Raw genomic sequence first — 16,369 nt, forward strand, 5'->3', positions numbered from 1 at the left:
ACCGCCACTGGCCAGTCCCCGACCGGGAGCGAGGCAACCCCGACGACCACACCGATCCGAGCACCCGAACCCGAAGTGACACCGATGCCGCCTTCGGAACCGGTCCGGATCAAGATCCCCTCGATCCGGGTCGACGCCCCGATCACCGGCCTTGGTCTGGACTCCGACCACCACCTCAGCACACCACCGGTGGCCGTCAAGAACCTGGTTGGCTGGTACCGCGACGGCGCCAGCCCCGGTGCGCCCGGCAACGCCATCGCGATCGGACACGTCGACACCATGACCGGCCCGGCGGTCTTCTACCTCCTCGGACTGCTGCATCCGGGAGACCTGATCGAGGTCACCCGACGCGACCACCACACCGCGGTCTTCACCATCGACGCCGTGCGGGTCTACTTGAAGAGCGCGTTCCCCGACGCCACCGTCTACGGCCCAGCCCCGCGACCGGAGTTGCACCTCATCACCTGCGGCGGCGGCTACGACAAGCACACCGGGTACCGGTCCAACACCGTCGTCTCCGCCCACCTCACAGTCAGCCGCTAGCCTGCTTTCACGAGCGGGGCTGTCCGAGGCATGATCAAAGTCGAGGGCGCTGGTCGAGACCGCCCGCAAGGCGGTGCTGGACGCGGCGATATCGGCGGCACTGGCGCCGTGGCGCCCGGTCCTGTCGTCCGCACGGTGGCTTCTCCCGCAACTATCGGGTGAACAACCGACCGACCCGGCTCGGCCCTGTCAGCGGCGGCCTCCATGACCCCTTCCAACCCCGCCTGCCTGTCCTGCTCGAAGGACCTCAGTAGCCGAGCTGCCCGCCCAGAGACTGGCATGCGGCGTGAGCTCCTCGAGCCCAGCAGGTGGGGGCATGACCGGACCGGGCGGTCTGCCCATCCTGGCACGGAGGGGGAACAGCTAGCCAAGGAGCGACCCACGCGCTTCAGTCGCTGCGTACGTAGCGATGTCATATGCGCAGGTCACAGCGGTCTTGGTCCTCATTCAGCGACTGAAGCGACTGAGTTTTGGAATTATGATGACATTCCCGCATGCGCGTGTGCGCGTGATAGGTGTCGAGCTTCAGTCGCTTCAGTCGCTGTTTTCTATTTGAGAACCCATCTGACCTGGCCTTTTCTGTGGGCTCCCGAAGCAGCGACTGAAGGGAGTGGGTCGCTCCCCATGTGCTCCGGTCGCTCCGGGATCGAGTTTGGCGTGCCATGCCCAGGCTGCGTCGCTTCAGTCGCTGCTTCCCAGCTCAAATACGTTCTGACCTGCAGTTATGTATGAGCAACCGATCCAGCGACCGACGGTCAAGCGCCTGCATTGGGCTGGTTAGCTGACGCCGGGTGGCGCCTGTTCCACGGGCTGGGCACACCTCCGTTAGTCTGTCTTCACCGTGTCCGCAACTTCAGTCGCTTCAGTCGCTACTTCCGGGGCAAGTAGCCTCTGACCTGCGGTGATGTGCGAGCGACTGAAGACTGCCAGTCGTTCGCTGGGCAACGCAGGGGCGGCAGCAGGACTGGGACTGAGGAGGGGAACTCGTGACACCGCGCCGTGCTGTCGGCGATCCGCACGCCATCCCTTCCCCGCTCGACGTCGCACGGTGGTGCGCCCGGGCCGGCTGGCCGGTGCACCCGCTGGCCGCGCGTCGCAAAATCCCCGCAGGCAACTGCCGGGCGTGTCAGGAACCCGGCCACACCCACGTCGGCTGCCCCTGCCCGACGACCGGCCGCTGGTGCCACGGCTTCCACGCAGCGACTCTGGACCCGCAACTCATCGACACCTGGTGGACCGCCAACCCGTTTTTCGGCGTGGCGGTGTCCTGTGGCCCGGCCGGGCTCGTCGTCATCGACGTCGACGCCCACCACCAGAGCGTCCCGGCCCGTGACCGTGTCCTGCCAGGCATTCCGATAGGCGACACCGTCGACCTTCACGGCTTGGCCAGCGGATTCCACACACTCGCCCTGCTGGCCGCGCTGCGCGGCCAGCCCGACCCCTCCGGCGATGAGAACACCCTGCGGGTGCGCACACCCTCCGGCGGCCTGCACATCTGGTACCTGGGCGGCAACCGTCCCTGGTTGTCCTCCGCCGGGTCGGGTACGAACCGGGCCTTGGCTTGGCAAGTCGACGTCCGGGCCGGCGGCGGCTACATCATCGCGCCCGGCACCGTCACCGACGCAGGCTCCTACAGCGCCATCGGCCCGTGCCGTCGCCCCGCCCCGCTGCCCGACTGGCTCGCCGAGGAACTCGCCCGTACCGGTCACCTCGAAACGCCCCGGCCCGCACACCCCACCGCCCCCGTGGTGCCCCCCCGGGGCCGCCAGGCCGTGGTCGCCGCCGGCGGCCACCGGGACGGTGCCTCACGGGCTCTGGCCGGCGTCCTCGCGGCGGTCGCCGACTGCGCGATGCTCCCCGAAGGCGCAGCGTTCAGCGAGAAGCTCAACCGCGCTGCCTTCACCGCCGGCGGCCTGGTCGCCGCCGGCTACCTCACCGCCGGCGATGCCGAGCAGGCCCTGCTGGAGACCGCGGCCGGTGCCCGCCCGGGCCAGGACCGCCGCTGCGCGCAGATCGTCCGCAGCGGCATGAACGCAGGTGCCCGCCGTCCCCTCCACCCCGGAGGCCGTCCGTGACCTACCCGACCCCTGCCGGTTTCGACCCCGTCGTCGCCGCGCAACAGATCCTCGCCCAGCCGCCGCTTCCCCTTCCCACGCAGAGCTTGCCCGCCCACGCGGCGACCAGCAACGGCCTGCTGCCGGACACCCTTACCGACCGCGGCAATGCGAAGCTGTTCGTCTCCCTGTACGGGCGGGACTACCGGCACGTGCCGGGCCTGGGCTGGTACAAGTGGGCCGGTTACCGCTGGGAGATCGACGAGGACGACAGCGTGCTGTGGGCGGCTGGGGAGATGGCCGAGTCCATCGCCACCACCGACCCCCGCGGTGCCCACTCCGCCACCGAGCTCCGCCGCCACCGCCGCCGGGCGTTGTCGACCTCGGGGATGAGCGCGATGCTGCTGCAGGCCAAGGCCGCACCCGGCATGGTCCTCAACGCTGCTCTGCTGGACGCCGACCCCTACGCGCTGTGCACGCCCGGGGGAGTCGTGGACCTGCGCACCGGCGTCCTGAGCCCACCGGATCCCGCGCGTCACACCCACTCCCGTTCGACGCCGATCGCGCCGCAGTCGATTCCGACGCCGCGCTGGCACCGCTTCCTGGCCGACACCTTCGGTGACGACGCCGAGGGCCGGGAGATGATCGACTTCCTGCACCTGATGCTCGGGTACTCCATCACCGGGGACGTCGGCGCGCAGGTCATGCCGTTCCTCTACGGGCAGGGCAAGAACGGCAAGAGCGTGCTCCTCGACGTCATGATCAAGCTCCTGGGGGACTACGCGGACGCGGCGCCGCCCGGTTTCCTGATGGCGAAAGCCTTCGAGTCCCACCCCACCGACCTCGCCGAACTGCACGGTCGCAGGGTCATCGTCTGCTCCGAGCTGAAGGCCGGCGACCGCTTCGACGAGGCCCGAGTCAAGCTCCTCACCGGCGGCGACCGGATCAAGGCCCGCCGGATGCGGCAGGACTTCTTCAGCTTCGAGCCCACCCACAAGCTGTGGCTGCTCGGTAACCACCGCCCCGAGGTCGGGACCGGTGGATTCGCGTTCTGGCGGCGGATGCGCCTGATCCCCTTCGAGCGGACCGTCTCCGACGACCGCAAGGTCGACAACCTCGCCGACGTCCTCGTCACCGAGGAAGGGGCGGGCATCCTGGCCTGGCTGATCACCGGGGCCCGGCGCTACCTGGCAGGCGCCAAGGACCTCACCGGCCCGGAGCGGGTCCGCACCGCCACCACCGCCTACGCCGAGACGGAGGACCACATGGCCCGCTTCATCGCCGAGGCCTGCAAACTCGACGCCGGCATGCGGGCCGAGCAGGCGGGCCTGTACGCGGCCTACAAGCAGTGGTGCGGCTTCGAAGGCACCAGCGCCGTCTCAGCCCGCGCGTTCGCCGCACGGATCCGCGAAGTCCTCGGCCTGGCCTCACCCAAGCAGATGGTCACCTCCAACCAGCGCAAGTACTACCCGGGCATCGGCCTGATCATCGACCTCACCACCGGGGAGTCCCTGTGAGCGCCCTCATCGAACCCCAGCAGATCGCCCACGAGGACAACCTCCTGTGGCTGGAGGACACCACCACCCTCGAGTACGTCCGCCAGGCCCTGGACCGGCTCCCCACCCGCGCGGGCCGACCCGCCTACCACCGCGCTGGCCGCATGGTCGGATACGCCACCCTGGCCGCCAGCGCCAAGGCCTCCCGACAGTCCGGCACGTTCCTGCGCCGGGTCTTCTTCCTTCTCCCGCACGACCGGGACCAGGACCCGACGGGCCTGTACGCATCCGGTGCGCCGTCGGAGGCCGTCGACCCCCGCACCCTGGCCCCCCAGGTGAAGGGCTACAAGACCGAGCGCTCCGAGGGCGGGCCGCCCTCCGACGCGATGCGCGAGATGGGGATAACCCTCCCGAAAGTGTGAGTGCCGAATCTCGGCACTCCGGGGTTCAGCGACTGAGCAGCCTTCAGTCGCTGAACCCCCGAACACCACATAATTGCAGCTCAGACCGGGTGTAATAGATTGTTAAGCGACTGAAGCGACCCACGCTCAGCAAGCTGCAGAGATCGCCCTGCACGTCCTGCGGGGCAGTCATCGGTCGGTCGGTGACCATTCCCGAGCGGTTGTGTCCTTGGTGGGCGGAGGGGAAGGTTCACCATCGGCGCTGTGATCCGCGACACAGTGATTACCCTGAGTGTTCGATCATGTGTTCTGAGAGATGAGATGATCAGGGGGCTGGAGTGCCACTTCCGCCAAGGGGGCCAGTGTTTTCACCGGGGTGAAGTAGAGCCACGGATTCGGTCTGTTGGGGAGCCAGTGGTTCTTCGGTGAGTTCGGGAGCCAGTAGGTGTGATGGTGTGGAACATGCCGCTTTCGGAGTAATCGTGAGGGCTTGGGCTGTTCGGCCGTCACGCTGTGCCTGTTGATCACGGTCCAGGTCAGGGAGACCGCTGGTGCACAGGTCACGTGAGTGGCTGTTCGAGAGGATCCGCCGGGCTCAGCGCGAGCAGGGGCTGTCGGGGCGGGAGCTCGCCGCGCGGTTCAAGGTGTCGCGGAACACGGTGAAGAAGGCGTTGGAGTCGCCGGTGCCGCCGAAACGCAAGTCGCCGCCGCCGCGCAAGAGCGTGCTGGAGCCGGTGAAGGGCTTCATCGACGCGATGCTGCGCGAGGACCTGGACGCGCCGTCGAAGCAGAAGCACACGGTCCCGCGGATCATCGAGCGCCTGGCCGCGGAGCACGACTTCGAGCTGGCCCGGAACACCACGGTCTGGGACTACGTCTCCAAGCGGCGCCCGCAGATCCGGGCGGAGGCCCTGGAGGGGCGCCGGCACCTGGACGGGATGGTGCCGCAGGCGAAGCGGCCGGGGGAGGAGGCGGAGGTCGACTTCGCGGACTTCTGGCTGGACCTGGCCGGGCAGCGGCGCAAGTGCGTGCTGTTCACGCTGCGGCTGTCCTACTCGGGCAAGGCGGTGCACCGGGTCTACGCGACGGCCTCGCAGGAGGCGTTCCTGGAAGGGCACCTGGAGGCGTTCACGGTGCTGGGCGGGGTGCCGTCAGTGCACATCCGCTACGACAACTTGAAGCCGGCCGTCAAGCAGGTGCTGTTCGGCCGCTCCAGGTTGGAGTCGGCGCGGTGGGCGTCGTTCAAGTCCTGGTACCAGTTCTCGGCGTTCTACTGCGCGCCGGGCGAGGACGGGGCCCACGAGAAGGGCGGGGTGGAGCACGAGGGCGGGAGGTTCCGCCGCAAGCACCTGGTCCCGCCGCCGGTGGTGGAGTCGCTGGCGGAGCTGAACGAGCGCCTGGCGGCGATCGACGTCGCCGAGGACGCCCGGCACATCCACGGCCGGCCGACTTCGATCGGGTTCGACTTCGAGGCCGAGCGCGAGCGGCTGCGGCCGCTGCCTGCGGACGACTACGACTGCGGGATCGACCTGACGCCGGTGGTCGCGCGCAACTCCCGGATCACGGTGCGGCAGTGCTACTACTCGGTGCCGGCGAAGTTCATCGGCGCGAAGGTGCGGGTCAAGCTGCGGGCGAACGAGTTGTGGGTGTTCGACGGGCGCAAGGTCGTCGCCCGCCACCCGCGGCTGACCAGGCGTTACACCTACCACGACTTCCTGGACCACTACCTGGAGATCCTGCTGGTCAAGCCGGGCGCGTTCGCCGGGGCCTCGGCACTCGCGCAGGCCCGGGCGGAGGGCGGCTTCACCAAGGTCCACGAGGCGTTCTGGGCGGCGGCGAAGAAGAAGGCCGGCGACCGCGAGGGCACCCGGATGCTGATCGAGGTGCTGCTGCTGCACCGCCAGCTGCCCGGTGAGGCGCTGGTCGCGGCGATGGAGACCTGCCTGCGGATCGGGTCGGTCTCCACCGACCTGGTCGCCATCGAGGCCCGCAAGGCGATGGAGGGCACCGACGCGGACGACGCCGAGCTGCTGGCCGACGCGGACGAGGTGGCCCAGGACGGTCCGGCGGCTGCCGACGGTGGGGCCCGGGTGATCTCCCTGCACGCGCGCCGCCTGCCGCCCGACCCGCGCCAGGGAATGCCCGACATGAGCAAGTACGACCGACTGCTGAGCCCGGTCGCCGGCCGCGACAGCCAGACCCAGAAAGGCCACGGCGCATGAGCCCGACCATCACCGTCACCGATCAGGACGACGAGCAGGACACCGACGGCAGGGTCCCCGGCCGCAGGATGTCGCTGCCGGGCGATCCGGAGGACATGCTCATCGACGAGGCATGCCGCGAGCTTCGCCTGCCGGCCTTCCGCGAGCGGTTCATCGACCTGGCCGCCGGCGCCCGCCGCGAGCAGGCCACCTACAAGCAGTTCCTGCTGGACATGCTGCAGGCCGAGCTGACCGACCGGGACCTCCGCCGCCAGCAGCGACTGCTCAGGTTGGCCCGCTTCCCGCGGCCCAAGCGGCTGGAGGACTTCGACTTCGCGAAGAACCCGAACGTCACCCCGGAGGTCGTCGCGGATCTGAAGTCCCCGACCTGGGTGCGCGAGGGTCGGCCGCTGGTGCTGATCGGCGACTCCGGCACCGGCAAGTCCCACCTGCTGATCGGCATCGGCACCGCGATCGCCGAGACCGGCCTGTCGGTGCGCTACACCACCACCAGCGCGCTGGTGAACGAGCTCGCCGAGGCCGACGCAAACCGCCGCCTGTCCTCCGTGATCGCCCGCTACAGCAAGATCGACCTTCTCTGCCTGGACGAGTTCGGCTACCTCAACCTGGACCGCAAGGGCGCCAAGCTGCTGTTCCAGATCTTCACCGAACGCGAGGAGCGCAAGGCCACCGCCGTCGCCACGAACTCACCCTTCACAGAATGGGACAAGACCTTCGGCGACGCCCGCCTCTGCGCGGCCATCGCCGACCGGATCACCTTCCGCTGCACCCTGATCCAGACCGGCACCGAGTCCTACCGCTACCAGGCCACCCAGGAATCCCTCTTCCCCTCCCCGAACTGACCCGCCTGTCCACGTACTCATCAAGTCACTCGGCTACGAAGGACGCACCTATGACGTCAGAGACCGCCTCGGTCGCGCAATCTGGGCAGGAATCGGTAGTTATCGCCAGCTTCGACAACCGCCACCGCGCCGAACACATGCTGGCGTCGCTCGGGCGAGGCTTCCGCAGGAAGGCCCGCAAGGGCCGCACGACAGCTGCAGTGGTCAGCGCAAACACCGACGGCTCGCTGAAGCTAACTCAGTCTCGTGTGCTGACGGCCAACGGCTTTGCGAGCGCCCTGCTCCGCATCTCCCTCTCCTGGACGGTCGGATTCATGGGTCTGTTCTCCACACTGAAAGGGGCAAGGGTCGGGGCCCGCACCGCTGAAGTGCGGGAAGGACACGTCGGATCCACCGAGCACCAAGCCCACAGGATCCTCGCGGAAGCCGGCCCCCATGCCGCCATCACGCTGGTTCGCTGCGAGGACACAGACACCCGGCAGATGGTCGCCGCAGCAGCGGCCGAACGTGCGAAAGACAGCTGGGACGGCTCGCTCACGGAGTTCCTCGCCTCCCTCGACCCCGGTAGCGCTCACGATTGGGTGCGCGCCGCTGTCGGTGAGAAGTCCTCCAACACACACCGCGACCAGTGACTGACAGCGCCGGCCCCGGGCCGGACACCCGGCGGGAGGCCAAACCCTCGCACCGCATGATCGTGTGGGCTGCTCTGCGGATCGTGGGATCCGCCACCGCGCTGGTGACCTTGTACTTTCTGCTCCCCCTGAACCACTCCTCGACATGGCCCGCCGTCACGATGCTGGTCATCGGGCTGGTGGCATTCATCGGACTGGTCGCCTCTCAGGTCCGCTCGATCATCCGGTCACCGTTCCCGGGACTGCGGGCCGTCGAAGCCCTGGCCACCAGCGTTCCGTTGTTCCTACTGCTGTTCGCGAGCACATATGTCGTCATGGCCGCGATGTCGGCCGGCGACTTCGGCGGGTCGCTGACGCACACTGACGGGTTGTACTTCGCCGTAACGGTCTTCTCGACGGTCGGATTCGGCGACATCACGGCCAAAAGCGAGGCAGCTCGGCTCGTGGTCACCGGGCAGATGATCGCCGATCTCGTCGTCCTCGGCCTTGCGATCAAGATCATTATCGGCGCCGTCAGTCGCCACCGACAGCCGGGGGGAGCCTCAGGACAGGCCCCCGAGGGGATCTACCGCTAGGAGCACAGTCGCTGACGAGCAAGCGGCTCCGCGGGCCGCCGAACGATGACCGGTCGAGGTCGCCACACCAGTGCTTGTCGGGCCCTGACTGGGGCCTGCTTATTCGGAGGCATTCTGGGACGAGTGCGACCCGCGTCCGTGAAACGCCTTCGGCTCGCCGGTGGTCAGGCCGACGTCGGCGTGCCGTTCGATCACGGCGAGGCGGTTCTTCAGCCGTACGCCGACACACCACCAGCAGCACGAAGGGCTGGACTCACGGGTCCAGCCCTTCGGCACATCCAGAGGCGAGCCCCTGGCCGCGACTTGTCAGGGAGGCGACCCGGGCCCGCGATGACAAGCTACCGACGCTTCAGGCCCCGGTCCCTACGGACACTCCGCTCAGGCGCACCAGGTCACCCGATCAGTGGCTCCCGATCTCGTCGGAATGGCTCCCGAACTCGCCGAAGAACACCCGCCATGGTCGAGTACGTCTCCACCACGAACGGCCTAGACCTGGCTCCCGTTCACCCCGGAGCAGTGGCTCTCATATGACCCGACAAAATCACATGCCCTCAGCCGTTCTGCTCGACACCGTCCCGATGGCCGTCGCGTTCAGCGGCTGGTACGCCGTCGCCGTCACCGCCGTCGCCCTGGCCGCCACTTTCGGCCGCACCCCCGAGCGCCGCCGTGGCGCCCGCGACGTCCTGCGGATCCTGCTGCGCCAGAACCCGCGTTGACCGCGGGCGCCCGCTATCCGCCGTTCCGGTGCACGGCCGCGCGCATCTGGGCGAGCAGCGCCGGCGCGTCCGTCTCGGACAGGCCGGGGGCACTGGTGACGATGCAGGCCACCACCGCGCGGGCCAGCTGGTCGACGCCGGCGTCGCTGTCGGCGGTGACTGCCCACGCGTGGAGCGTCTCGGCGAGCACGTTGCTGTACCGGGCGCCGACGTCGGCGCCCATCCGCTCGGCGACCTCGCGCCGCTGCTCGGCGTCTAGGCCCTCACGCAGCCCGAACGCAATGCCGACCACGGTCTGGCGGCGTGAAGGGCCCGCAGGGCCCGTGCCCGGTGGGCGCGGGCCAGCACCGGCGCCCGGTCGGCGGTGCTGGGGCCGGGCCGGGCGCTGTCGGCGATGTGGTCGACCAGGACGTCCTCGGCGCCGTCCTGAACGGCGGTGAAGACCAGCGTGCCGAAGGCGTTGAGCAGCTGCTGCTGCTCGTCCTCGCCGAAGCGGGCCGTCGCCGCGCAGCCCTGCAGCGCGGACAGCGCCTGTCGGCGCACGGTCTCCAGGCGCCACAGGGTCAGCTCCTCCTCCGCGGAGATTGCGTGTTCCCATGTGCCGCGCGGCGGGGGAGGGCCAGCTGCGCCGGCGATGTCGGTGACCATGCGAGGCACCGTATCGAGCGTGCTGGTGCCCCCGGTACCCCGAGCGCCGCTTCCGGAGGTTCGCGCACATCGGTGGCTCGCTGACCGTTACGGCCCCGGCCTGTGGTGCCAGGGCCGCTGGCCGCGCAATGGCGTTGCTTTAGCTGGGTACCGGACGCGGTCCGGTACTGAACTGACATGCTCGACGAGTAGGGGTCGGGGACTTCCGTGGGGTCCCGTGACGGAGTGTCAATGGCCTTGAGGTCAGGGGCCGCCGTCGGGTCCCCGTCGCTACCATCTTGCCGAAGGGGAGGCTGAGTTGAGTCACTGTGCTGGGCCGAGATCTCGGCCCCTGCCGTCCTGGTACACCACCGGGGGGAGGGCTTCCGTCCGCCGCCTCCCGGCCCCGCTGAGAAATTCCGCCAGTCAGCACTAAACAATCTGCGGTCCGCCGCCTGTCTCCAGTGAGAGCACCTGCCCCGCAACCGCGGGCAGGCGGACGTTGAAGGGTGTGATCCCGAATGGGTGAGTGGATGCTGGTCCTGACGGCCGGCGCGGTCCGGGTGCTGTACTTGGTGGCCTGGTCGCTGCGGGAGAGCGCGCGCAACCGGAGCCTGGTGGCGCTGGTGCGGGCGGCCGGTCCCGGGGCGACGGTGCTCGACCGCCGGGCCGACGGCGGCGTCCTGGCGGTCCGGACACACGGCCCGGCCGAGGGCGCGCTGAGCAAGGGGACGGTCCGATGAAGTCCACGGACGACAGCGGCGCCACGGCTGCGAGCGCGGCTGCGGACGGGTCAGCAGGTCAGGCTGCGGAATTCGAGGACTTCTTCGCCAAGACCTGCTCGGGCATGCTCCGCAAAGCGAGGATGCTGGGCCATCAGCAGGACGCCGAGGACGCCGTGCAGGAGGCCTACGTCGAGGCGTTCCGCGTTTGGCACCGTATCGGAGGCTACGAGTCGCCGGAAGCCTGGGTGTACAAGATCATGCGCCAGCGGCTGTGGAAGGCCGCAAGCCACAAGTCACGGCAGACTCCCTCCGGGCTGGACCTCGAAGTGGCCGGGCCCGCACCGGACCTGACCGACCACGTGCACGAGGTGATCGACGCCCTGGACGCCCTGCCTGGGAAGATGCGGTTCGTGATGGTCATGCACTGTTTGAACGGCATGCCGCAGAAACAGGTCGCGCGCGAACTCGGCCTGGCCGACGGCACGGTCCGCTTCTACGTCCACACCGCCCGTCGGCTGCTGGAGAAGATCCTGGGCCTGACCCCCGCCAAGCGCCGCGCAGACCAGGATCTGGTCTCCGTGCCGTCTGCCGATGCCCTGTCCCTGCGCCGGCCCGGTCCCGCTTTCGCCCCGGACGACCCGATCGTCCTGTCCCTGCGCGCCGCAGAGGACTGGCTGCGCGCAGAATTCGAGGACCAGGACGCCGCGCAGCGCCGGATCCGCGCGGCCGTCGCCACCGTCGCATCCAGTCCGGCACAGCCGGAGAGCCGATGGGCACGGTGGGTCCGGCGCCTTCGACGTACCCGGTCCGCCCCCCAGGCCACCGCGTCCGGGCCCGGCCCGCGCGGGAAGGAGAGCCGATGAGCCGGAAATCGACGCCCACCGGGCTGCGGGCCGGTACGCTGCGCGCCGTCGCGCTGCTGGTTGGCATCTACGTAGTGATCCTGCTCGTGGTGCTGCTCGACGCCGCGCTGTTCGTCCCGGTGATCCTGGCGGTCAGGAGCCGCGTCAACTTCGCCCTCCTGATATTGACGCAGTTCGTGGCGGCGGGCAGCGTCCCCGGCCTGCTGGTGATCTACTACGGCGTGTTCACGCTCAAGCTCGCCCCGGATTCCCGGCCCGCGGTCGAGGTCACGCCCGAGCAGGCGCCCCGGCTATGGGAGGCGGTGCGCGAGGTCGCCGAGGCCGTCGGCACACGCCCGCCGACCACCCTGCGCCTGCTCGCGACGGCAAGCGCCTCAGTGTCCGAGGAGACCAGGCTGTTCGGCTTCGCCACCGGGGAGCGCCGACTGAACCTCGGGCTGCCGCTGCTGCTCGGCGTGTCCGTGGACGAACTGCGGGCGGTGCTCGCACACGAGATGGGCCACTATGCACGGGGGCACACCCGCCTAGGCGCCCGGGTCTACCTCGGTTCCGTCGCGCTGCACAACGCCTGCCTGGGGCTCAGCGCCGTCCGCGAATCGGGCAGCCAGAGGCGGAGCATCAGACGCCTGTTCCGGATCCAGTCCCTGTACGCCCTGGCGGCTTTCGGCGTGCTGTCCGCGTACTCGGAGTTCTACGACAACGTCTCGTACGCGGCCCGGCGCCGCCAGGAGCTTGACGCCGACGCCTGCGCGGCGGAGAACTTCGGCCGCCGGGTCACGGCCAGCGCACTGCGGTCGGCGCACGCCCTGCCCACAGCGTGGGACCGGTTCTCTATCGGCTGCCTGGAGCCGATGCACCGCGCCGGATTCGTGCCCGACGAACCATTCGCCGCCTTCGAGGCGATGCTGTGCGACCCGGACTACCGGGACGTGCTCGCCGAACTGCGGCGCAACCCGCCCGCACGGCCGACCTCCCGGCTCGACTCGCACCCGACGCTTGAACAGCGCCTGAACGTCCTGCGCACCCGCCCGGTCCGCCGTGTCACGGGCCGGACCATGGACAACGCCCCCGCGATAGAGCTGTTCACCGATGAGGAGCGCGACTGCGTGTCCCGCGCGCTCCGCCGGGAGATGTTCCCGACCGAGACCGAACCGGATCTCGGATGGCAGGAATGGCTGGGCAGAGCGGCCCGGCTGCAAGCCACCGCCCCGGCGAAGAGCCTGGTTCGTGCCGCCGGCAAGCTGACGGACGTGCAGGCCGTGACCCTGTGCACGGTCCTCGACCTCCTGGAAGCCGGTTGCGGCCACCGACTGGTCGAGTTGCTGGCGAGCGACCACAGCGAAACACGGCCATCGGGTGCGGCCGCCGACGAGACCGTACTGGCTACCGCCGTTCTCGCCTTGATCGGCCACTACCTGACCGAGGCTGGGCGGGCCTGGTGGGCAACCCAGTGGAACGGGCCCAGCCGACTGATCGCGGCCGACTCCGCGGCCGAGGAGTTACCGGGCCTGATCAGCGCGGCAATCGACCACCCGGCCACCGAGGTGCCCCGGCTGCGACTGCACCTCGCGTCGCTCGGGCTTGATCCGGCCGCCGAGACTCCGGCAACGGCACTACTGCGGTCCCCCAATCAGGCCGCGGCGACTGCGGGCGCCGCCGGCACTGCCCAGGGCCCGGGAGCCACAACCGGTGTGAGCATCAAGCCTCTGCTCGACGAGGCCGCGCTCCGGCGCCAGGAGACCATCCGTGCCGTCACGGTGGTGGTCGCGGTGGTCACGGGCGTCATCGGGATCGTCGGCGTCTACAGGTCGAACGAGACTCCCGCCTACAACAGCTCGAACTCGTTGTACAACTCCAATGATCCCGGAGGTACAGACCGGACGCCCCCGACGTACAAGCCGTACACCCTGCCGACAACAAACCCGTATCTGACGTACGGTGCGATCCCGCGCTTTATCTGGCCGTCCTTCCCGGTGTCGACCCGGATCGTCGTCAAACAGGGCGACAGCTTGAGCCTGCTCGCCTGCCGCTACCGGACGACGGTCACGGAACTCCAGGCCGTCAATTTCCTCGAAACCACCCGCATCGACGTCGGACAACATCTGACAGTCCCGGTCATAGCCCACCCGGCGACGGACTGCTGACGGTGCGACTGCCGACAACCTGGGTCTGACCGGAAATAGAGCGTTCTCGTGCAGGTCAGGTGCCTTCGATGAGGGGCGGCCACGCGATGGTGTCCGCGTCCGCGCGGGGCTGGCCAAGTGCCGTGGGCTGGCACGCTTGTGTCAGCCCACGGATGGGCTGCATCAGTCGTCCCAGTCGGCCGGGGTGTCCGGGTGCAGCACCCGGTCCAGGTACTGCTGTCGGCGTTCGGCCTCGATGTCACCGTCTCCGCGTACCGCTTGAACACCGAGGGGTCCAAGATTCCTAACTGCGCCTGCCGGTCATTTCGGCTCGGGGACGAAATCGCGCGCCGCAGGTCAGCCGGGGTGACACGGCTCGCAGCCGTCCCCGCCCGGCTGCCGCGCGTCACAGGGTCGGGGGCGGCGGGGCGGATCTGCCCCCGTCTATGCCCAGCAGGGCCTCCAGGCGCCGTTCTGACGGCCGTTCGCCCCCGCCCGCGTCCGATCGGCAGGCGGGGTCATGATCGACTAGCAGAAGACGATCTACGGTCTTCGTCCATGGCTGAATTCATCTCCGAGGATGGAAATATGACAGACCGGCATGAAGGAAGTCCCCGGCTGACGGAGCACCAGGTGCGGGCCGCCCTGGACGCCCTGGGCATCGAGGTGCCCGAGAGAGTCAAGGAGCTGAGCCGTTGGAGCCCAGAGCTGCGCCTGGCGTTCCTGCTCGGCTTGCTGTGGCGTACGGTCGGCCAGGCCCGCGACGCCGAGATCGAGCGGACCGACCAGCAGGACGGCGCCTACATGGCCGGCCCGAACGAACTCGACCTCGGCGAGGACCAGGTGCGCCGCGCCTACTACGAGATCCGCTTCGCAGCTGACCGGTTGATCGGACTCACCGGCGCCGACAACGACAACCTCGCCGCCCATCAGGACCTGGTGCCGTTCCAGCTCGACCCGGACGAGTGCGTGGACGGCAGAATCTGGGCTGCGCGGGATGCTGCGGAAGCCGCCGCCAGCCTACTCGCGCCTCGGGTCAAGGACCCCCACAGCCGCACCCTGCCGTTCACCCGGGACCAGCTGACCTCGGCGCTGTACTACCTGGAGCAGCTGGAGGCGGCCGCGGCGACCGAAGCTGGACAGCAATGAATTCGTCCCGGTCAGAAGGCGCAGCCGCTCGGCGCCGGCCTCGCGCGCGTAGGCCACCCGTCAGGGGCTTACGGCCGTCCAGGAGAAGCGCAGCGACCTGGCTCCAGAGCCAGGGTGAGGCCACCCCCGCCGCTGTCGGTCGAGCAACTGGGCCTGGGGGCGGCGTGTCCGTTGGCTGCGGCTCAGGCGCTGAGGTGGGGGCGCTGGTCGATGATGATGCGGGTGCGTGGCCGGGCGGCGTCCGTGGTTTCGGTGGTGGCGATGACCGGCTGGGTCCTGCGGACCTCGTGGGCGATGGCGGTGTAGTAGGCCAGGGCCAGGGCGCGGTCCTCGATGTGGGTCAGGTCGCTGCCGGCGGCCCAGTAGGCGCTGTAGAGGGCCTTGATGACGGCCATGAGGCTGGGGCCGGGCAGCAGGACCGTGACCATGTCGGTCTTGTCCTGGGCGACGGCGGCAGGGAACTGGAAGTGCGGGCTGGCGGCCGCGGTGCGGGAGCCGATGAACTGCCAGGCGGCAGGGTGGCAGACCAGTTCGGCGGCGCTGACGCACGCCGCGTTTGCCAGGGTGCGGAAGAGGTCGGCTTCCAGCCGGGCCTTGCCGGTCACGGTGTCCGGCGTAGGCGTTTCGGCAGGGGCCAGCTGGATGTGGGAGGCCTCGGCGGTGGGCAGCAGGTCGCTCACGGCTCCGGCGAGTTCGGCGACCATGTCGGCCTCCGCGGCGGTGTCGGTCGGCTCTTTGGTCGGCTCGGGCACAGTGGTCTCCTTCACGAGTGTGGCTGGCTGGGCGGTGCGGTCAGTGGACGCCGTCTGGCTGGCCAGGGCGATGTCCCGAACGTCGGTGGTGGGCGCGGCCGACTCCGGGCTGATCGGGTCGTTGTCGTCCTGCGGCAACGGGTCGGGGGCTGCCCCGGTGGCGGGCTCCCAGGCCGTGCTGCTTTCGCGGTCGGCAGACAGCGGATCCCGATCCGGGTCCCCGTCGAAGGCAGCCTCGACCGACGGGTCGGTGCGGCCGGCGCGGGCCTCGTCAAGCTGACGGCGTAGGTCCCGGATCTCTTTGCGGGCCTCGATCAGTTCCTTCTGCTCCCGGCCCAGGGTGCGACGAAGCTCCTCACGGTTCTCCCGCAGGCCTTCGGCGACGGCGGCCGCGAGTTCGCTGCGCAAGGCGGCGTTGTCGCCGCGCAGAGCCGCGTTGTCGGCGCGCAGCTCCTGGAGTCCCTTCTGCAGGATCTGCCCGACTTCGGTGCGCAGCAGCTCGACCTGCCGGGTGGTGCCCATCATCTGCCTCCCCCTTGGTGTGGGCACGGCGCTGACCGTGCGGGGTCAAGCGTGGGGGCCGGGCTGATCGCCTGGTGGGTAGTCGGCAGCAGGTGACTCGATTCGGATCGTCACTGTCCGGAATCGG

16 protein-coding genes are annotated in these 16,369 nt (G+C 69.5%); 13 read left to right on the forward strand and 3 right to left on the reverse strand.

Translation table 11 applies throughout. From position 1 onward, the window contains the following. Nucleotides 1–84 precede the first annotated feature (84 nt). From P3T34_RS00145 to P3T34_RS00185, 9 genes are all read left to right on the forward strand, one after another. On the forward strand, nucleotides 85–543 hold the full coding sequence (locus P3T34_RS00145; RefSeq protein WP_280663858.1) for a class F sortase: 459 nt from the start codon (nucleotides 85–87) through the stop codon (nucleotides 541–543). 986 nt (nucleotides 544–1,529) lie between these two features. Next, complete coding sequence (locus P3T34_RS00150; RefSeq protein ID WP_280663859.1) at nucleotides 1,530–2,618, forward strand: bifunctional DNA primase/polymerase; 1,089 nt, start codon at nucleotides 1,530–1,532, stop codon at nucleotides 2,616–2,618. A 47-nt stretch (nucleotides 2,619–2,665) separates the two neighbouring features. Beyond that, complete coding sequence (locus P3T34_RS00155; RefSeq protein WP_280663886.1) at nucleotides 2,666–4,114, forward strand: phage/plasmid primase, P4 family; 1,449 nt, start codon at nucleotides 2,666–2,668, stop codon at nucleotides 4,112–4,114. Beyond that, nucleotides 4,111–4,515: a DUF6009 family protein gene (locus P3T34_RS00160; protein WP_280663860.1), complete on the forward strand. Its 405-nt coding sequence runs from the start codon at nucleotides 4,111–4,113 to the stop codon at nucleotides 4,513–4,515. The genes P3T34_RS00155 and P3T34_RS00160 overlap by 4 nt, the downstream gene beginning before the upstream one ends. 551 nt (nucleotides 4,516–5,066) lie before the next feature. Then, nucleotides 5,067–6,716: an IS21 family transposase gene (gene istA / locus P3T34_RS00165; RefSeq protein ID WP_280663887.1), complete on the forward strand. Its 1,650-nt coding sequence runs from the start codon at nucleotides 5,067–5,069 to the stop codon at nucleotides 6,714–6,716. Next, on the forward strand, nucleotides 6,713–7,558 hold the full coding sequence (istB, locus tag P3T34_RS00170; protein WP_348534602.1) for an IS21-like element helper ATPase IstB: 846 nt from the start codon (nucleotides 6,713–6,715) through the stop codon (nucleotides 7,556–7,558). Before istA ends, istB begins: the two co-directional genes overlap by 4 nt. A gap of 50 nt (nucleotides 7,559–7,608) precedes the next feature. Further along, nucleotides 7,609–8,190: a hypothetical protein gene (locus P3T34_RS00175; RefSeq protein WP_280663861.1), complete on the forward strand. Its 582-nt coding sequence runs from the start codon at nucleotides 7,609–7,611 to the stop codon at nucleotides 8,188–8,190. Between the two features lie 56 nt (nucleotides 8,191–8,246). Next, nucleotides 8,247–8,765 carry an ion channel gene (locus tag P3T34_RS00180; protein WP_280663862.1) on the forward strand — a complete coding sequence of 173 codons (519 nt, stop codon included), beginning with the start codon at nucleotides 8,247–8,249 and terminating at the stop codon, nucleotides 8,763–8,765. Between the two features lie 545 nt (nucleotides 8,766–9,310). Next, complete coding sequence (locus P3T34_RS00185) at nucleotides 9,311–9,481, forward strand: hypothetical protein (RefSeq protein ID WP_280663863.1); 171 nt, start codon at nucleotides 9,311–9,313, stop codon at nucleotides 9,479–9,481. Between the two features lie 13 nt (nucleotides 9,482–9,494). Here P3T34_RS00185 and P3T34_RS00190 read toward each other — a convergent pair whose 3' ends face one another. Beyond that, nucleotides 9,495–9,773, reverse strand: coding sequence for a hypothetical protein (locus P3T34_RS00190; protein WP_280663864.1), 279 nt, complete (start codon nucleotides 9,771–9,773; stop codon nucleotides 9,495–9,497). Continuing rightward, nucleotides 9,737–10,129, reverse strand: coding sequence for a hypothetical protein (locus tag P3T34_RS00195; protein ID WP_280663865.1), 393 nt, complete (start codon nucleotides 10,127–10,129; stop codon nucleotides 9,737–9,739). Before P3T34_RS00195 ends, P3T34_RS00190 begins: the two co-directional genes overlap by 37 nt. Nucleotides 10,130–10,629: 500 nt before the next feature. On the opposite strand from P3T34_RS00195, the gene P3T34_RS00200 reads away from it, so the two are divergent. The 4 genes from P3T34_RS00200 (at nucleotide 10,630) to P3T34_RS00215 (ending at nucleotide 14,968) form a co-directional block, all read left to right on the forward strand. Beyond that, on the forward strand, nucleotides 10,630–10,851 hold the full coding sequence (locus tag P3T34_RS00200; protein WP_280663866.1) for a hypothetical protein: 222 nt from the start codon (nucleotides 10,630–10,632) through the stop codon (nucleotides 10,849–10,851). Beyond that, nucleotides 10,848–11,696, forward strand: coding sequence for a sigma-70 family RNA polymerase sigma factor (locus tag P3T34_RS00205; RefSeq protein ID WP_280663867.1), 849 nt, complete (start codon nucleotides 10,848–10,850; stop codon nucleotides 11,694–11,696). The genes P3T34_RS00200 and P3T34_RS00205 overlap by 4 nt, the downstream gene beginning before the upstream one ends. Further along, complete coding sequence (locus tag P3T34_RS00210; protein WP_280663868.1) at nucleotides 11,693–13,840, forward strand: M48 family metalloprotease; 2,148 nt, start codon at nucleotides 11,693–11,695, stop codon at nucleotides 13,838–13,840. The genes P3T34_RS00205 and P3T34_RS00210 overlap by 4 nt, the downstream gene beginning before the upstream one ends. A 567-nt stretch (nucleotides 13,841–14,407) precedes the next feature. Then, a complete protein-coding gene (locus P3T34_RS00215; RefSeq protein WP_280663869.1) occupies nucleotides 14,408–14,968 on the forward strand; it encodes a hypothetical protein in 561 nt (186 codons plus the stop codon). Between the two features lie 182 nt (nucleotides 14,969–15,150). On the opposite strand, the gene P3T34_RS00220 is transcribed toward P3T34_RS00215, so the two are convergent. Further along, a complete protein-coding gene (locus P3T34_RS00220) occupies nucleotides 15,151–16,245 on the reverse strand; it encodes a hypothetical protein (protein WP_280663870.1) in 1,095 nt (364 codons plus the stop codon). Nucleotides 16,246–16,369 lie beyond the last annotated feature (124 nt).

It is taken from the genome of Kitasatospora sp. MAP12-44, from assembly GCF_029892095.1.
Classification (GTDB): domain Bacteria; phylum Actinomycetota; class Actinomycetes; order Streptomycetales; family Streptomycetaceae; genus Kitasatospora.